The organism is Corynebacterium sp. TAE3-ERU2 (assembly GCF_019209955.1).
GTDB classification, from domain to species: domain Bacteria; phylum Actinomycetota; class Actinomycetes; order Mycobacteriales; family Mycobacteriaceae; genus Corynebacterium; species Corynebacterium megadyptis.
Map to the genome: position 1 here is coordinate 242,712 of NZ_JAHUTL010000001.1, position 14,466 is coordinate 257,177.

The 14,466-nt window shown below is 63.1% G+C and carries 14 protein-coding genes and 1 riboswitch; of the genes, 6 read left to right on the top strand and 8 right to left on the bottom strand.

Annotation, left to right across the window (positions count from 1 at the left end; genetic code table 11):
- Positions 1 to 2 precede the first annotated feature (2 nt).
- Positions 3 to 578, top strand: coding sequence for a DUF402 domain-containing protein (locus KRX12_RS01020; protein ID WP_218365427.1), 576 nt, complete (start codon positions 3 to 5; stop codon positions 576 to 578).
- Positions 579 to 621: 43 nt separating this feature from the next.
- Positions 622 to 972 carry an arsenate reductase (glutaredoxin) gene (gene arsC / locus KRX12_RS01025; protein ID WP_218365428.1) on the top strand — a complete coding sequence of 117 codons (351 nt, stop codon included), beginning with the start codon at positions 622 to 624 and terminating at the stop codon, positions 970 to 972.
- A 78-nt stretch (positions 973 to 1,050) separates the two neighbouring features.
- Here arsC and KRX12_RS01030 read toward each other — a convergent pair whose 3' ends face one another.
- The 8 genes from KRX12_RS01030 to KRX12_RS01065 all read right to left on the bottom strand — a co-directional run bounded on the left by KRX12_RS01030 (position 1,051) and on the right by KRX12_RS01065 (position 10,291).
- On the bottom strand, positions 1,051 to 2,769 hold the full coding sequence (locus tag KRX12_RS01030; protein WP_218365429.1) for an ABC transporter ATP-binding protein: 1,719 nt from the start codon (positions 2,767 to 2,769) through the stop codon (positions 1,051 to 1,053).
- Between the two features lie 2 nt (positions 2,770 to 2,771).
- On the bottom strand, positions 2,772 to 3,770 hold the full coding sequence (locus KRX12_RS01035; protein WP_218365430.1) for an ABC transporter permease: 999 nt from the start codon (positions 3,768 to 3,770) through the stop codon (positions 2,772 to 2,774).
- The gene (locus KRX12_RS01040) at positions 3,763 to 4,689 is read right to left on the bottom strand and encodes an ABC transporter permease (RefSeq protein WP_218363859.1); all 927 of its coding nucleotides are present in this window, start codon (positions 4,687 to 4,689) and stop codon (positions 3,763 to 3,765) included. The genes KRX12_RS01035 and KRX12_RS01040 overlap by 8 nt, the downstream gene beginning before the upstream one ends.
- Positions 4,690 to 5,047: 358 nt before the next feature.
- The gene (locus KRX12_RS01045) at positions 5,048 to 6,631 is read right to left on the bottom strand and encodes an ABC transporter substrate-binding protein (protein ID WP_218363861.1); all 1,584 of its coding nucleotides are present in this window, start codon (positions 6,629 to 6,631) and stop codon (positions 5,048 to 5,050) included.
- 226 nt (positions 6,632 to 6,857) lie between these two features.
- A complete protein-coding gene (locus KRX12_RS01050) occupies positions 6,858 to 7,337 on the bottom strand; it encodes a hypothetical protein (protein WP_218365431.1) in 480 nt (159 codons plus the stop codon).
- A 1-nt stretch (position 7,338) separates the two neighbouring features.
- A complete protein-coding gene (locus KRX12_RS01055; protein ID WP_218365432.1) occupies positions 7,339 to 8,106 on the bottom strand; it encodes an energy-coupling factor transporter transmembrane protein EcfT in 768 nt (255 codons plus the stop codon).
- The gene (locus KRX12_RS01060) at positions 8,103 to 9,590 is read right to left on the bottom strand and encodes an ABC transporter ATP-binding protein (protein WP_255550033.1); all 1,488 of its coding nucleotides are present in this window, start codon (positions 9,588 to 9,590) and stop codon (positions 8,103 to 8,105) included. Before KRX12_RS01060 ends, KRX12_RS01055 begins: the two co-directional genes overlap by 4 nt.
- A gap of 95 nt (positions 9,591 to 9,685) precedes the next feature.
- Positions 9,686 to 10,291: an ECF transporter S component gene (locus tag KRX12_RS01065; RefSeq protein ID WP_151549130.1), complete on the bottom strand. Its 606-nt coding sequence runs from the start codon at positions 10,289 to 10,291 to the stop codon at positions 9,686 to 9,688.
- Positions 10,286 to 10,395: riboswitch (TPP riboswitch) on the bottom strand. It overlaps the preceding gene by 6 nt.
- A 174-nt stretch (positions 10,396 to 10,569) precedes the next feature.
- Here KRX12_RS01065 and KRX12_RS01070 point away from each other — a divergent pair.
- The 4 genes from KRX12_RS01070 to KRX12_RS01085 all read left to right on the top strand — a co-directional run bounded on the left by KRX12_RS01070 (position 10,570) and on the right by KRX12_RS01085 (position 14,449).
- Positions 10,570 to 11,481, top strand: coding sequence for a DUF808 domain-containing protein (locus tag KRX12_RS01070; protein WP_218363867.1), 912 nt, complete (start codon positions 10,570 to 10,572; stop codon positions 11,479 to 11,481).
- Positions 11,482 to 11,881: 400 nt separating this feature from the next.
- On the top strand, positions 11,882 to 13,531 hold the full coding sequence (locus KRX12_RS01075) for a sodium-dependent transporter (RefSeq protein ID WP_218365433.1): 1,650 nt from the start codon (positions 11,882 to 11,884) through the stop codon (positions 13,529 to 13,531).
- A gap of 2 nt (positions 13,532 to 13,533) precedes the next feature.
- A complete protein-coding gene (gene metS / locus KRX12_RS01080; RefSeq protein WP_151529880.1) occupies positions 13,534 to 13,701 on the top strand; it encodes a methionine/alanine import NSS transporter subunit MetS in 168 nt (55 codons plus the stop codon).
- Positions 13,702 to 13,918: 217 nt separating this feature from the next.
- Complete coding sequence (locus tag KRX12_RS01085; RefSeq protein ID WP_218365653.1) at positions 13,919 to 14,449, top strand: type 1 glutamine amidotransferase domain-containing protein; 531 nt, start codon at positions 13,919 to 13,921, stop codon at positions 14,447 to 14,449.
- The last annotated feature ends 17 nt before the right edge of the window (positions 14,450 to 14,466 follow it).

Below are 14,466 nucleotides of genomic sequence, written 5' to 3' on the forward strand. Positions count from 1 at the left end.
TCATGTCCACCTCCCAGGCCGATGCGAAGGATGGAGGCCCCACTGTGGATCTCCATCCCGTAAAGCAGGAGACCTTTGACGTCTCCGCGCTGACCAACACGGACCCCAAGGGCTACCTGCGCGCGGTGGATACCTACACCGAAACAGACTTCGGGCTGTACATGGCGCGCGGGGCGGATCATCCCCGCTTCGGCTATCTCGAATCGTGGCTGTTGCCCGAGCTCGGCCTGCGCGCCAATATTTTCCACTTCCGCCCCGGGGTGGATGTAGACCAAGAGCTCTACATCGACATCGCAGATATCAACCGCGAGGGAACCACCTGGACCACGCGGGATCTCTACGTGGATCTCGTGGCCACCACCGGCACCCCCATCGACGTGCTCGACATCGACGAGCTCGCCGCCGCCACCTCCGCCGGGCTCATCACCGCCTCCGAGGCTGAGCGCGCCATCGATCGCACCCTCACCGCCGTGGAAGGCATCACCCGCTATGGCGATGATGTGCACCAGTGGCTGCGCTCGCGCGGTATCACCCTCGAGTGGGCGGACAACGTCACCCTCACTCCCGCGGGCTGCTAGTTCGCTATACGACGCCACGCTCCACACCGGTAGCCTTGGCGGCATGACCCTTATCTATCACAATCCCCGCTGTTCCAAGTCCCATGCCGCGCTGCAATATCTGCGCGATCGCGGCATCAAGCCGACCATCGTGCGCTATCTCGAGGACACCCCCGATGAACAGACGCTCCGCAGCCTGCTCGCGGATGCTGGCCTGCGCGCCCATGAGGCCATCCGCACCGGCGAATCCGAGTACGCCGAGCTGGGGCTGAGCCCCGAGACGCCGGAGGATGAGCTTATTGCTGCCATGCTCGCCCACCCGAAGCTGATCGAACGACCCTTTGTGCGTAGTGCCTCCGGGGTGGTTATTGCTCGCCCCACAAAGAAACTCGACGAGATCATCGACCCCGCCTAATTCCCCCTAGATAGCACCTAAGGGCCGCTGCAGCACGTGCTGCGGCGGCCCTTGTGGCGTTGTGGGTGCGGGCGGGGCTTAGTCCCCTGCTCCGAGCTCGATGCCGAGCCCAGGCACGGAATCAATGAGATTCCGGGTGTAGTCCTGCTGGGCGTGATCGAAGATATCGTCCGCGCTGCCCTGCTCCACCACCTTGCCGTTTTGCATGACCACGATGTCGTCGGCGGTCTGGCGCACCACGGCGAGATCGTGAGTGATGAACAGATAGGAGAGATTGAACTCATCCTGAAGCTGCGTCAGCAGCTGCAGAATCTGGTTCTGCACCAGCACGTCGAGGGCGGAGACGGCCTCGTCCAAGACGATCACTTCCGGCTGCAGCGCCAAGGCGCGGGCAATAGCGATGCGCTGGCGCTGACCGCCCGAAAGCTCATTGGGGTAGCGGCGCATGGTCGAGCGCGGCAGTTGTACCACATCCAGCAGCTCGGCGACGCGCTTTTCCCGCTGCTCGCGGTTGCCCACCTTGTGCACCTTCAGCGGCTCCTCGATGCAGCGGTAGATCGAATACATCGGGTTGAGCGAACCATAGGGGTTCTGGAACACCACTTGGAGCTTGCGGCGCATATCGAAAAGCTCCTTGCGGCCCAAGGTAGAGAGATCGGTGCCCTTGTAATACACCTTTCCCTCGGTGGGGTCGAGCAGGTTCAGCACCATATTCGCCACCGTGGACTTACCCGAGCCGGACTCGCCCACCAGCGCCAAGGTGGTGCCGGTGCGCAGCCCGAAGCTGACATCATCGACGGCCCGCAGTTCCTTCTTCGCGCCGCGGGCGCCGCGGACATCAAAGATCTTGGTGAGATTCTCCACGCGGATCACCTCGTCCTGTACCTGCGAGTGATCGCTGCTGAGCTTGTCCGTGGACTCCACACCCTGCTGCTGTGCCTGCTGAATGCGGGCGGAGGCCAGCGAGGGGGCGGCGTCGACAAGCCGGCGGGTATAGGGGTGCTGCGGGTTGCGCAGAATCTTCAGCGAGGGACCCGATTCCACAATGCGGCCGCGGTGCATCACCACGAGGTGCTCGGCGCGCTCGGCGGCCAGGCCCAGATCGTGGGTAATAAACAGCACGGCGGTGCCGAGTTCCTCGGTGAGGGTGCCCAGGTGGTCCAGGATGCGCTTTTGCACCGTCACGTCGAGAGCCGAGGTGGGCTCGTCGGCGATGAGCAGCTTGGGATGCGCGGCCAGGCCCATGGCGATCAGGGCGCGCTGGCGCATGCCGCCGGAGAACTCGTGCGGATACTGCTTGGCGCGGCGCTCCGCGTCCGGCAGGCCCGCCTCCTCGAGCAGCTCGGCGACACGCTTGTCGTACTCCTTCGGATCCACCACGTTATTGGCGCGCAAGGATTCCTTGATCTGGGTGCCAATGCGCCACACGGGGTTGAGGTTACTCATCGGGTCCTGCGGCACCAGGCCGATCATCTTGCCCCGGTATTCTTGGCGCTCCTTCTCGGAGACATCGGTGATGTCCTGGCCGTCGAAGGTAATGGAGCCGCCGGTGATCTTTCCGGTGCCGGGCAAGAGCCCGAGGATGGACATGGCGGCGGTGGACTTACCGGAGCCGGACTCGCCCACGATCGCCACGGACTGCCCGGGATAGATGGCGAGGTTGATGCCACGCACGGCATCCACGGTGCCGGTGGTGGACTCGAAGGAAATCTTGAGATCTTCGAAGGTCAATAGCGGCACGGAGCGATCCACCTCGGCGGAGTTATCGGTGCCGGCAGGGGGCGTAGTATTCGTCATATTTATCGCTTCCTTGCCTTCGGATCGAGGGCGTCGCGCACGACGTCACCCATCATGATGAAGCTGAGCACAGTCATTGCCAGCGCCACAGCCGGGTAGAAGAGCACCATCGGCTGGGTGCGCAGCGAGGCCTGGGCGCGCGAGATGTCGCCACCCCACGAGACCACCGTCGAGGGCAAACCGATACCCAGGAAGGACAGCGTGGCTTCGGCCACGATGAAGGTACCCAGAGCCACGGTGGCGTAGACGATGATCGGCGCCGCCGCATTGGGCAGGATGTGGCTAAACAGGATCTTGGTGCGCGATGCGCCCAAGGCGCGGGCGGCGGTGACGAACTCTTCATTCTTTACGCTCATCACGGCACCGCGGGTGATGCGGGCGATCGAGGTCCAGCCGAAGAGACCGAGCACCACGATCACGGTGAACACCGTGCGGTGATCCTTAAACATCTGCATCACCACGATGGCGGCCAGCACCAGCGGCAGCGCGAAGAAGACGTCGGTGATGCGGGAGAAGATGGAGTCCACGATGCCGCCGAGATAGCCGGCGGTAGCACCGATGAGCACGCCGAGCACCACGACGAACATCGTGGTGAGCACGCCGACGAGCACCGAGGCACGCGCCCCGTAGATGGTGCGGGCGAAAATGTCACAGCCCTGGCGGTCGAAACCAAAGGGGTGACCATCAGTGGGCCCCTTGAGGGAGTTGGCCAGCTCGCAGGTCTGCGGATCCACGCTGGTAAACAACTGCGGGACCAAAGCGAGCACAATGGCGGCGAGCATGAGCACGGCCGAGGTCCAGAACAGCGGACGGCGACGCAGGTTCTGCCACGCCTCGCCCCACAGGGAGGTCGGTGCGGACTCATCGGCCACCGCGTCGACAGCACCGAGGCCGGTTTCATCCACGGCATCAACGAAGTGCTCTTGGCCCTTCTTCGTCTCAAAGGCGGGACCCTGAAGGTTCTTCTCGGGGTTGAGGTGTGCGGGAGATGGTTTAGGCATAGCGAATCCTCGGATCGAGCACGGCGTAGATCAAATCCACGAGCAGGTTGGCCACAATATAGACGAGCACCAGCACGGTGGTGAAGGACACCACGGTGGCGGGCTCGCCCTTGAGGATGGCTTGGTAAATAGCACCGCCGACACCGTTGATACCGAAGATGCCCTCGGTCACGATGGCGCCACCCATGAGGGCACCAAGATCCGCGCCGAGGAAGGTGGCAACGGGAATCAAAGAATTGCGCAACACGTGGCGGTTCATCACCGTGCTGCCCTTCAGGCCCTTGGCGCGGGCGGTCCGCACATAGTCGGCGGTGAGGTTCTCACTCACGGACTGTCGGGTCAGGCGCAGCACATAGGCGAAGGACACCGCGCCCAGCACGATCGCAGGCATGAGCAGCGCCTCGAAGGACTCATTGGGGCCGACCGTGGTGGGCAATAGTCCCCACTTCACGCCCACCATGAATTGCAGCACGAAGCCGATCACGAAGGTGGGCACGGCAATCACGAGCAGAGACAGCACCAGCACGGTGGAGTCGAAAATGCCACCGCGGCGGATACCGGCGACCACGCCGAAGAGAATGCCGAAGAGGGTCTCGAAGGCCAGTGCCATGAAGGCGAGCTTGATGGTCACGGGGAAGGCATTGGCCATCACCGAGGACACAGGCTGACCGGAGAAGGTGGTGCCGAAGTCAAGAGTAAAGATGCCCTTGATGTAGAGCAGATATTGGACGAGGAAGGGTTTATCCAGGTTGTACTCTTCCCTGATGCGTTGAGCCGCGGATTCGGATAGTCCACGGTCACCACCCAGGGCTTGCACAGGATCACCCGGCATGAGGAATACGAGCGCATAGATCAGCAGAGTCGCTCCGATGAACACCGGAATCATCTGCAGAACGCGGCGCCCCACATAGCGCAGCATAGGCGAGGACTTTCTAGGTTAGGTAGCGCGGTTGACGCGTCGATCCTCCCGCAAGCCACCACCGCTGGCCGATCCGATTGTCCTGTGATGCACGGAGAGCTCGGGGGCGCAGTGAGACTAGCGAGACTATCGCTTTAAATTACCAAAGCTTCACACATACCAGCACCCCTGGCCGCTGCGGATGACACCGTACGAGCGTTGAGAACTGTGATTATTCAGAGCGCAACGTCCTTTCGGAGACTCATCCCAGGCCGCCAGGGGTGCTGGGGATCAAAAGCGAACACTGCGCCCGGCAGTGCCGCCCCACCCGTGGGTACACGAGCTGGGCCACACCGCCGCAGGCGCAGGCGAGAACAGATTACTTCTTGGTGATCTGCTCGTAGACGGGGACGGACTTCCAGTTGAAGACCACGTTCTCCACGGTGTCGGCGCTGCCGCCGGTGACGTTGGAGTACCACAGCGGGATCGCGGGCAGATCCTCAAGCAGGATCTCCTGGGCCTCGTTGTAGAGCGGGGTGGCTTCCTTCACAGACTCGGCGCCGGCAGCCTCATCGAGCTTGGCGTCGAAGTCCTTGTTGGAGTAGTCACCATCATTGGAGCTGGCGCCGGTGGCGTACAACGGCCCCAGGAAGTTACCCAGGCCCGGGTAGTCAGCCTGCCAGCCGGTACGGAAGGCAGTGGTGATCTCGCGGTTGGTCACCTCATCGCGCAGGGACTTGAAGTCCGGGTAGGGCTTGCCCTGAGCGTTGATGCCGAGCACGTTCTTCAGGGAGTTGGCGGTCGCATCGACCCATGCCTGGTGGCCACCATCGGCGTTATAGGCGATCTCGAAGGTGCCCTCGAAAGGAGCGATCTCATCGGCCTCGGCCCACAGTTCCTTGGCGCGGTCCGGGTTGAAGTTCAGCACCTCTTCGCCCTTGAGATCGGGGTCATAGCCGTCGATCACCGGGGAGGTGAAGTCCTTCGCCGGGGTGCGGGTGCCGAGGAAGATCTTATCGGTGATCTCATCGCGGTTCACCGCCATCGAGATGGCTTCACGACGCAGCTTGCCCTCCTCACCGTTGAAGTGCTCCAGGCTCTCCGGGATGGTGAAGGACTGGAACACGGCGGCGGGCTGGTTCACCGCGCGGTCGCCGAGCTCTTCCTCATAGGTGGAGAAGGCGGAATCCGGCACGGCATCCAGGACATCGAGGTTGCCGGAGAGAAGATCGGCGTACGCGGCGTCCTGCTGCGGGTAGAAGGTGAAGCGCACGCCGTCGTTCTTCGCGGCACGCTCACCGTCGTAGTACTCGTTCGGGACGATGAGGGCGTCCTGCTGGTGGTTCCACTCTTCGAGCTTGTAGGGGCCGGAGCCCACCGGGGACTCGCCGAAGGCGTCCATGTCCTCGAAGGCGACGTCGGGAAGCGGGAAGAAGGCGGAGTAGCCAAGGCGCAGCGGGAAGTCAGACTCGGGCTGCTGCAGCTCGATGGTGAAGGTGTAGTCGTCCTCTACCTTCAGTCCCTCCATCTCGGAGGCGCCATCCTCGTAGCCCATGATGGGCTCGAAGAAGTAGGCGGAGAGCTGCTCGTTCTCCATGGCATAGTTCCAGGCCTTCACAAAGTTCTCGGCCTTGATCTCGGTGCCATCGGAGAACTTCTTGCCCTCCTTGAGCTTCACGCGATAGGTCTTATCGCCCTCCAACTCGATGGAGTCAGCGAGATCGTTATGAACCTCACCCTCGGTGTCGTAGTACACGAGACCGGTATTAATGAGGTCAATAATGCGGCCGCCACCGGTCTCATTGGTGTTAGCCGGAATCAGTGGGTTCTGTGGCTCGGATCCGTTGGCGCGGATGTAGTCAGCTCCGCTGCCCCCGCCAGAACCGTTATCATCCGAGCACGCAGCGAGGCCCAAGGTGAGCGACGCGGCGCCGAGGATGGCCAGCGACTTCTTTAGCGTCATGGCGTTAGTTCTCCCATTCGAGGTAGGTCATGCATATGGTGATGTCATCGGGTAATGACGATCGCCTTTGCGGCACGTCACATCTTAGTTTGCCTGAGAACTAAACACGAAAAACTCTTAGCTCACTGTGTGCTGCAGCTCAGCTACCTGAACCTTCACCCCTTGTAGGGGGCCGGAAAACATTTCTATAGGTCCCCAGAAAGCCCCCTCGCGCGGGGGTAATTAGCTAGGGTGCGCGGGAAAAGTCCACATCCTGCCACGGCAGCACGGAAAGAATATGCCGATCCTCCTGTGCCGCCCACATATCCCAATAGGCCGCATAGCCCGGATCGCGTTCAAGCGCCCGCCGCTTGCGCTCGGCAGCGTCGAAATCGAGGAAGATCGTGGCCACCGGACCGCGCGCCCGGGCGGCCGCGACAGTGGCGGGGGTGATGGCCCCGCAGCCTTCCACAATCAGCGGCGCGGTGGCCTGAAGACTCCGCCACTGCCCTGCCCGCCCCTGCTCCCAGTCCCAGCGGTAGTATCCCGGCGCGATGGGTGCCAACACATCCTTGGCGACGATCTCACCGGCGGCGGCCAGCCCATGCCAACCCGGATAGAGATCATCGAGGTGCACTAGCTGGGCGCCGCTGCACTCGGCCAACCATCGCGCCAGGGTGGTTTTGCCCGCCCCGGAGCGGCCGTCGATAAGCACAGTGCGTGGCATCTTAAGCCCCGAGGAAACGGAATGCGCCGCTGGCGATAGACACCCCGAGCGCCACAAAGGAAATGGCCAGGCAGGCGAGCAAGATGGCGTAGTCGCGGCCAGACATGGTCGATTCCCGCGCCCAGGTGCGCTCGTGATCGCTGCCGAAACCGCGGGCCTCCATGGCGGTGGCGAGCTTGGAGCCGCGGCGCAACGCCAAGACGAGCAGGGCGAAGATCTGCCCGAAGAAACGGGTGACGCGGCCACGATCGCCGAGCCCGCGCGAGCGGCGCGCCCGCTCAAGTGCCCGCCAGTCGCGTTGGAAAAGACTCATCAATCGCACGCCGGCCACCGAACCGATGACGAAGCGGGCAGGCAGCTTGAGCACCTGGGCCAGCCCATCACCGAAATCGGTGGGATCGACTTTGTAGGAGACGAGCACCACGGGCAGGCCGATGGCGAGCACGCGCAGCATGATCGCGAGCGCCAGCTCGAGGGAGTTATCCGTGATGTGGGCGAAGAGGAAACTGGCGTATTCGGTGCCTTCGGGCCGGCCATACAGGGCCATGGAGATACCCGAAATGGGCGTGACGGCCAGAATCGGCCAGCCGCGGCGAGCCAGCTGCAGCCACGACATTCCGCACAGCGGCGTCACCGCGAGGGTGCAGAGCAGCGCCACCCCGGCCGATACCCAATCCACGCTGATGAGCAGTGGTGTCGTGAGAAAGAGCACGCCCAGCAGCCGGGTGACGGGATTCGTGCCACGGAGGACGTTTACGCGTGCGCTCATGCTGCTCCCTCCCCCGCCTGGGGTGTGGGGGCGTGCTTATCCACGTGGATGCGGTGATCCCCTAGCGCGTCGATAAAGAGCTGATCGTGGGTGATGGAGGCGATCGCCACGCCCTCATCGGCCAGCTCGCGGATCAGATGCACCAATTCGGTGAAGGTGCGCCGGTCTTGGCCAAAGGTGGGCTCATCCAGCAGCAAGACCTGTGGGGCGGCAACCAGCGCCGTCGCCACAGACAAGCGGCGTTTTTGCCCGCCGGACAGAGTAAAAGGATTGGCCTCGGCGAGGTGGGCGAGCCGCAGCCGCTCTAAAAGCTCATCCACGCGGGGATGCTCCTTCAGATGCTTATTGCCGCTAATCACGCGCGGGCCCACGAGCAGCTCCTCGCGCACGGTGCGGGCGACAAATTGATGCTCGGGGTCCTGAAACACGTAGCCCAAGGTTTGGGCCAAAGCGACAGAGCGCAAGCGGTGCGGATCGACGCTGCGCTGCGGTGTGTGCACCCGCACGCTCCCGCGCACGGGCCGGAGCAGGCCGGCGACGCTGAGCGCCAGCGTCGATTTACCGGCGCCATTATCGCCGGTAATCACGGTGGAATGCCCGGCGGGAATGCTGAGGTTCAGCGGCCCCGCCACCGGCTGGTTCTTCTGCCACCCCACCATAAGATCCGTGGCGGATAGTGCTGCATTGGCGTTCGCCGGCACGGTGTGGGCGGCGGGTAGGTCGAGCTCCACCCCGGGAACCCACACTCCCTGCTCCGCCAGTTCGGAACCATGCTCGGCGATGACGGTGTCGATGGGCCCATCGGCGGCGATATCGCCCGCAGCGCCCACGACCACCGTGCGATCGAGGTGCTGCTGCCAGATGTCTACCCGGTGTTCCACCACGATGAGTGTCGCCCCGGTGCGCTCGGCAACGGCGATCACCGCATCGCGGACCTCGCGCACCCCGGTGGGATCGAGGTTGGCGGTGGGCTCGTCGAGCACAATCACCCGCGCTCCCATCGCGATCACCCCGGCCAAAGCGAGGCGCTGTTTTTGCCCGCCAGATAGCTCTGCGGTGGGATGATCCAGCGGCAGATGCAGCCCCACCAGCTCGAGTGCCTCGGGTACTCGCCGCCAGATCTCCGCGCGCTCCACGCCGAGGTTCTCGCAGCCAAAGGCGACATCATCGCCCACGCGCGAGCTGATGACCTGCGAGTCGGGGTCTTGGAGCACCATTCCCACGAGGCCACGGGCCTGCTCGGGCGAGCGCCCCGCAACAGTGATGCTGCCGTGCTCATCGCCCTCATCCTCGCCGCCCAGCACGCCGGCGATGGCGTGCAGCAGCGTGGACTTGCCCGCTCCGGACTGCCCTAAAACGAGCACCCGCTCACCCTGCTCAATCTGCAGATTAATGGAGCGCAGAGTCGGGTTTTTTCGGCCTCCGTGCCGCCAGGAATAGTCCCGCACATGCACGGGGGCAGCGGCGTCGCTGAACTGCGACAGACCGTGTGAGTGCTTCACTATGGGCCACTTTCCTTGAGGTTCTCGCCGTGGACGGCGACGCACCCACGCGCTGCGGCGGATGCGGTTCGGGCAGCTTAGACTTCAGCGCGGTGTTCGCGGCCTACCGCGAAACGATCCAAGGCGCCAGCCGCTGCGAGCGCCCGCACCAGCACATAGCCGAGCAGACCCGCCAGGAAGAGACCGGAGACGATCAGGGTGGAAAGGTAGGTGATATTAAAGAGCAGCGACTTGGCGTAGTTGGCGCTGAGCACCAGCTCCAGCAAGAATGCCCCAACTGCGGCGCCGGCACCGGCCAGCATGGCCACGACGGGAGTGAAGCGTCGATAAGCAAAAATGAGGAAGATCAGCTCTGCGCCGATTCCCTGCGCAAGACCGGAGTACAGGGTCTCCGGGCCCCACTGGCTACCCAAGGTGGCAGAGACGGCGGCGGCGAGCAGCTCCACGAAAATCGCAGCGCCGGGCTTGCGAATCACCAGCCCGCCAAGAACGCCGCCGAGCAGCCACACGCCCACGGCGATACCGCCCAAACCAGGGGTGAGCGCGTCTGCGGCGGTGTACCAGGCGTAGCCCACCGAATTCCAGATCCAGAAGATCAGACCGGTCGCCACACCCAATACGGCGGCCACCACGATGTCGACGACGCGCCACCGCGAGGCGGTGCGCTGGGTTGATGATGTCATGAAAAAGTACCCTCCCTCTCGCCGGAATTACCCGGATCAGGTTCACACGGTGTGTTCTCAGCCCCAGCGCGGCCTATGGCGCGCGGGCACCCGCGGTAATGTCAGTATTTAGTATGCTTAGGCAACGGCGCGACTCCCACACAGATAAACGCACAGGCCAAGGCTGGTCCATGCACACTGTGGAGTGGCAGCGCCGGTACACGGCTCTTGCAACACTAGCGGGGCTAGTGCACCCTAAGCAACCGCTCTTTTTCCCCGTATCTAGTTAGGACCTCTTCATGGCCGGTGGGCTTGCAGCGCTTCTCGACGACGTCTCCCTTCTTGCTCGGGCCGCCGCCGCGAATATTGACGATGTGGCTCTCCACGCGGCCAAGACCTCTACCAAGGCCGCCGGCGTGGTGGTCGATGATGCGGCTGTGACCCCGAAGTTCGTCGCCGGAGTCTCGCCCTCGCGCGAGCTGCCCATGATCTTCCGGATCGCCCGGGGCTCGCTCTTTAATAAGCTCATTGTGATCCTGCCGCTGGCGCTGCTATTGAGCTGGCTGGTGCCCTGGCTACTCAACCCGATCCTGATGGTCGGCGGTGCCTTTCTCTGCTTCGAAGGCATGGAGAAGGTAGTCGAGCTGGTCACCGGCGCGGAAGGCAAACAGACCCCGGCCTCCGCCAATAAGTCGGTGGATGAGGACCAGCTGGTCAAAAGCGCCATCGCCACCGATCTCATTTTGAGCGCGGAGATCATGGTGATCTCCCTCAACCAGGTGGCCCACCTGACCTTCGGGGTGCGCACCGCGGTGCTCGTGGTGGTGGCCATGGGCCTGACCGCGCTGGTCTATGGCGCGGTGGCGCTGCTGGTGAAGATGGATGATGTGGGGCTCAAGCTCGCCGCCTCCGATAACTCCGGCGCCGCCACCTTCGGCCGCGGACTGGTCGCCGCTATGCCGAAGGTGCTGGCCGCGATCAGCGTGATCGGCACCTTCGCCATGCTCTGGGTCGGCGGGCACATTATCGTCCACGGTGCCGCCGAGCTGGGATGGCGTGGCCCCGAGGACCTGATGCATTCCCTCTCCCACGGCCACTACAGCTTCCTCGGCTGGTTGATTAATACCGGCTACTCGCTCGTGGTCGGTGCGATCATCGGCAGCATTCTGGCCACGGCCGTGCACTTCTCGCCGCTGAAGCGCAACCACTAACGCAACCACTACGACTTCACTACAACTTGGGCGGGGTATATCTCCGCAGGCGCCGCACTGGGGTGAGTCTCCGCTGCGGCGCCTTTATTGATGGGCATTACTATATAAGACCCCTATTTTTCTGCTCTTTGCTCCTGCAACCCGAGATTCGCAGCGCGCAGCAGCACTCTGCGCGACCCTCGCTACCCCCAGATGAGCGTAGCCGCGAGCCCTCGACAGGCCTCCTAGCTGGGAAACCCCGCCTTTCTTAGATTTTCCTGAAATTCTATAGAGGCTGTTCTTATATCCGTACCGACTCTGTTATTGTGAGACCAAGTTTCCCACCATGTGAAACTTTCTTTGAGAGTGAGGTGCGCGGCACACTGCGGCGCATCGGAATCAGTAGAAAAGAGACCGAGACATGTCTACCTCCACGAGCACCGCAGGTAGCGCCGAGGTCGCCCAGGGCCGCGAAACATTCTCCTCGCGGCAGGCGTTCCTCTTCGCTGCCATCGGCTCCGCTGTGGGCCTAGGAAACATCTGGCGCTTCCCTTATGTTGCCTATCAGTCCGGCGGTGGCGCCTTCCTCATCCCCTATATCGTCGCCTTGATCACCGCGGGTATCCCGCTGCTGTTCTTCGACTTCGCCGTGGGCCACCGCTTCCGCGGCTCGGCACCGAAGGCATTTCGTCGCCTAAAGTCCTGGACCGAGCCGGTCGGCTGGTTCCAGGTGGGTGTGTCCTTCTTCATCACCATCTACTACTCGGTGATTATTGCGTGGGCCGCGATCTACGCGTTTAGCTCCATCGGCAAGTCCTGGGGCGATAATGCGGAGGAATACTTCTTCAACGACTTCCTGCAGATCGACGCCACCTCCATCAACAGCCTGAACTTCGTGTGGCCGATCGCCATCGTCCTCGCCGTCGTGTGGGTACTGGTCCTCGCCGTGCTGGCTCTGGGCGTAGATAAGGGCATTGGCCGCCTGTCCACCTGGGCGATCCCAGTGCTGGCCGTGATGTTCATCGGCATGGTGATCTATGCGCTCACCCTGCCCGGTGCCGCCGCCGGCCTGAACGCCTTCTTTACTCCCGATTGGTCGGCACTGAGCAACCCGACGGTGTGGATCTCCGCCTATGGCCAGATCTTCTTCTCGCTCTCGGTGGCCTTCGGCATCATGCTCACCTACTCCTCCTACCTGAAGCCGCGCTCCAACCTCACCGGCACTGGACTGGTGGCCGCCTTCGCTAACTCCTCCTTCGAGGTGCTGGCCGGTATCGGCGTGTTCGCCACCTTGGGCTTCATGGCAACCCAAGCGGGCGTGGGCGTGGACGAGGTCACCTCCTCCGGCCCGGGCCTGGCCTTCGTGGCCTTCCCCACCGTTATCTCGGAAATGGGTGGGCTCTGGGGCTCGGTCTTCGGCGTCGTGTTCTTCGCCTGCCTCGTGATCGCCGGTATTACCTCTCTGCAGTCCCTGCTCGAGGTGGTCATCGGCGCCTTCCAGGACAAGTTCGACCTTCCCCGCGTGCAGGCTGTGCTGCTGGTGGGCGGTTCCATGGCCGTGATCGCCATGATCTTCTTCCCCACCACCTCTGGTCTGGTCACCCTCGACATCGTGGATAAGTTCACCAACAACATCGGTATTGTCGCCGTCGCTATCGCCGCGATCATCGTGGTGGACTGGATTCTGCACCGCACCGATGAGCTGGCACTGCACCTCAATGCGGTCTCTTCCTTCCGCGTGGGCAACACTTGGCGCATCTTCGTCGCCAATATCACCCCCGTGGTGCTGGCGATCATCCTCTTCCAGGAGATCACCACCCTGATTGCCGAGCCCTATGAGGGCTACTCCCCCGCCCAGCTGGGCATCTACGGCTGGGGCGTGATCGGCGTGATCTTCATCGGTTCGATGGCGCTGACCATCCTGCCGTGGCGCGGCAACCAGGCCCTCGATGGCCCGCCCGGTTCGGACTTCGGTGTGGATGTCGATCATTCCCTCGGCTTCCGCGGCATCGGCGACGATGGCCCCGAGGCCACCCTCCACAAGACCGCCGACACCAAGGAGGCGCACTAATCATGACCGGTACCGCAATCATCATGATGGCCCTGTTCATCCTCGTCATCTGGGGCGGGCTGGTGTACTTCAGCGTGCAGCTGATGAAGCACCCCGATGAAACCTCCGGCTTCCTCGGCGCTGACCCCAAGGCAGACGATGACATCCTGCTGAAGCTAGAAAAGAAATAAGCCGGCACCGACCTCGTGCTCAGGCCCATCAACCCGCGTGCTTCTCGACGTTGCGCGCGGGTTGAGTGCATTATCCCCCACAGCGCTGTACGTCTGGCCGCTGCGCGCCTCGAGACACGCGCCCGGTGGCGACGACGGTGGCACGAACGGCACGGCCCGCCCTATTCTGGGCCGCACACTAAAAAAGCCGAAAATAATGTGAAAGGACGTGGACGTCGTGTCCGATCTGAAGTCTGTGACCGTCGCCGTTGTAGCCACTCATGGTTTTGATGATGATGAGCTCTCCAGCCCCATCGCCGCCATCACCGAAGCCGGTGGGCGGGCGCTCGTAGTCTCCACCGAGGCCGGTGAGATCGAGGGCAAGAAGGGCTCCACCGTGGCGGTGGATGTCACCACCGAAAAGGCGGATGCCGCTGATTTTGATTGCCTGCTCTTGCCCGGGGGAACCAAAAACGCCGATACCATCCGCACTGATGCCCACGCCGTCGCACTCGTGAAGAACTTGGTGGAGGCCGGCAAACCAGTGGGCGTGATCTGCCACGGTGGCTGGATTCTCAGCGACGCCGATGTGCTGCGCGGCCGGACCATCACCTCCTACCACTCGATGAAGACCGACCTCATCAACGCGGGGGCCACCTGGGTTGATCGCGAGGTCTGTGTCGATGGCGCACTTATCTCCTCGCGCACCCCCGCCGATCTGCCCGCCTTCAACGAGGAGATCCTGCGCGCCTTTGCCGCCGCGCACTAAGCCCCCTCGCCCCTGGC

What these genes read in the sequence shown, in the direction of transcription:
- KRX12_RS01050 (WP_218365431.1), bottom strand. Translation starts at nt 7,337, where the DNA reads ATGCCACGCACTGTGCTTATCGACGGCCGCTCCGGGGCGGGCAAAACC.
- arsC (WP_218365428.1), top strand. Translation starts at nt 622, where the DNA reads ATGACCCTTATCTATCACAATCCCCGCTGTTCCAAGTCCCATGCCGCG.
- KRX12_RS01055 (WP_218365432.1), bottom strand. Translation starts at nt 8,106, where the DNA reads ATGAGCGCACGCGTAAACGTCCTCCGTGGCACGAATCCCGTCACCCGG.
- KRX12_RS01030 (WP_218365429.1), bottom strand. Translation starts at nt 2,769, where the DNA reads ATGACGAATACTACGCCCCCTGCCGGCACCGATAACTCCGCCGAGGTG.
- KRX12_RS01075 (WP_218365433.1), top strand. Translation starts at nt 11,882, where the DNA reads ATGTCTACCTCCACGAGCACCGCAGGTAGCGCCGAGGTCGCCCAGGGC.
- KRX12_RS01045 (WP_218363861.1), bottom strand. Translation starts at nt 6,631, where the DNA reads ATGACGCTAAAGAAGTCGCTGGCCATCCTCGGCGCCGCGTCGCTCACC.
- KRX12_RS01020 (WP_218365427.1), top strand. Translation starts at nt 3, where the DNA reads ATGTCCACCTCCCAGGCCGATGCGAAGGATGGAGGCCCCACTGTGGAT.
- KRX12_RS01040 (WP_218363859.1), bottom strand. Translation starts at nt 4,689, where the DNA reads ATGCTGCGCTATGTGGGGCGCCGCGTTCTGCAGATGATTCCGGTGTTC.
- KRX12_RS01065 (WP_151549130.1), bottom strand. Translation starts at nt 10,291, where the DNA reads ATGACATCATCAACCCAGCGCACCGCCTCGCGGTGGCGCGTCGTCGAC.
- KRX12_RS01070 (WP_218363867.1), top strand. Translation starts at nt 10,570, where the DNA reads ATGGCCGGTGGGCTTGCAGCGCTTCTCGACGACGTCTCCCTTCTTGCT.
- KRX12_RS01035 (WP_218365430.1), bottom strand. Translation starts at nt 3,770, where the DNA reads ATGCCTAAACCATCTCCCGCACACCTCAACCCCGAGAAGAACCTTCAG.
- metS (WP_151529880.1), top strand. Translation starts at nt 13,534, where the DNA reads ATGACCGGTACCGCAATCATCATGATGGCCCTGTTCATCCTCGTCATC.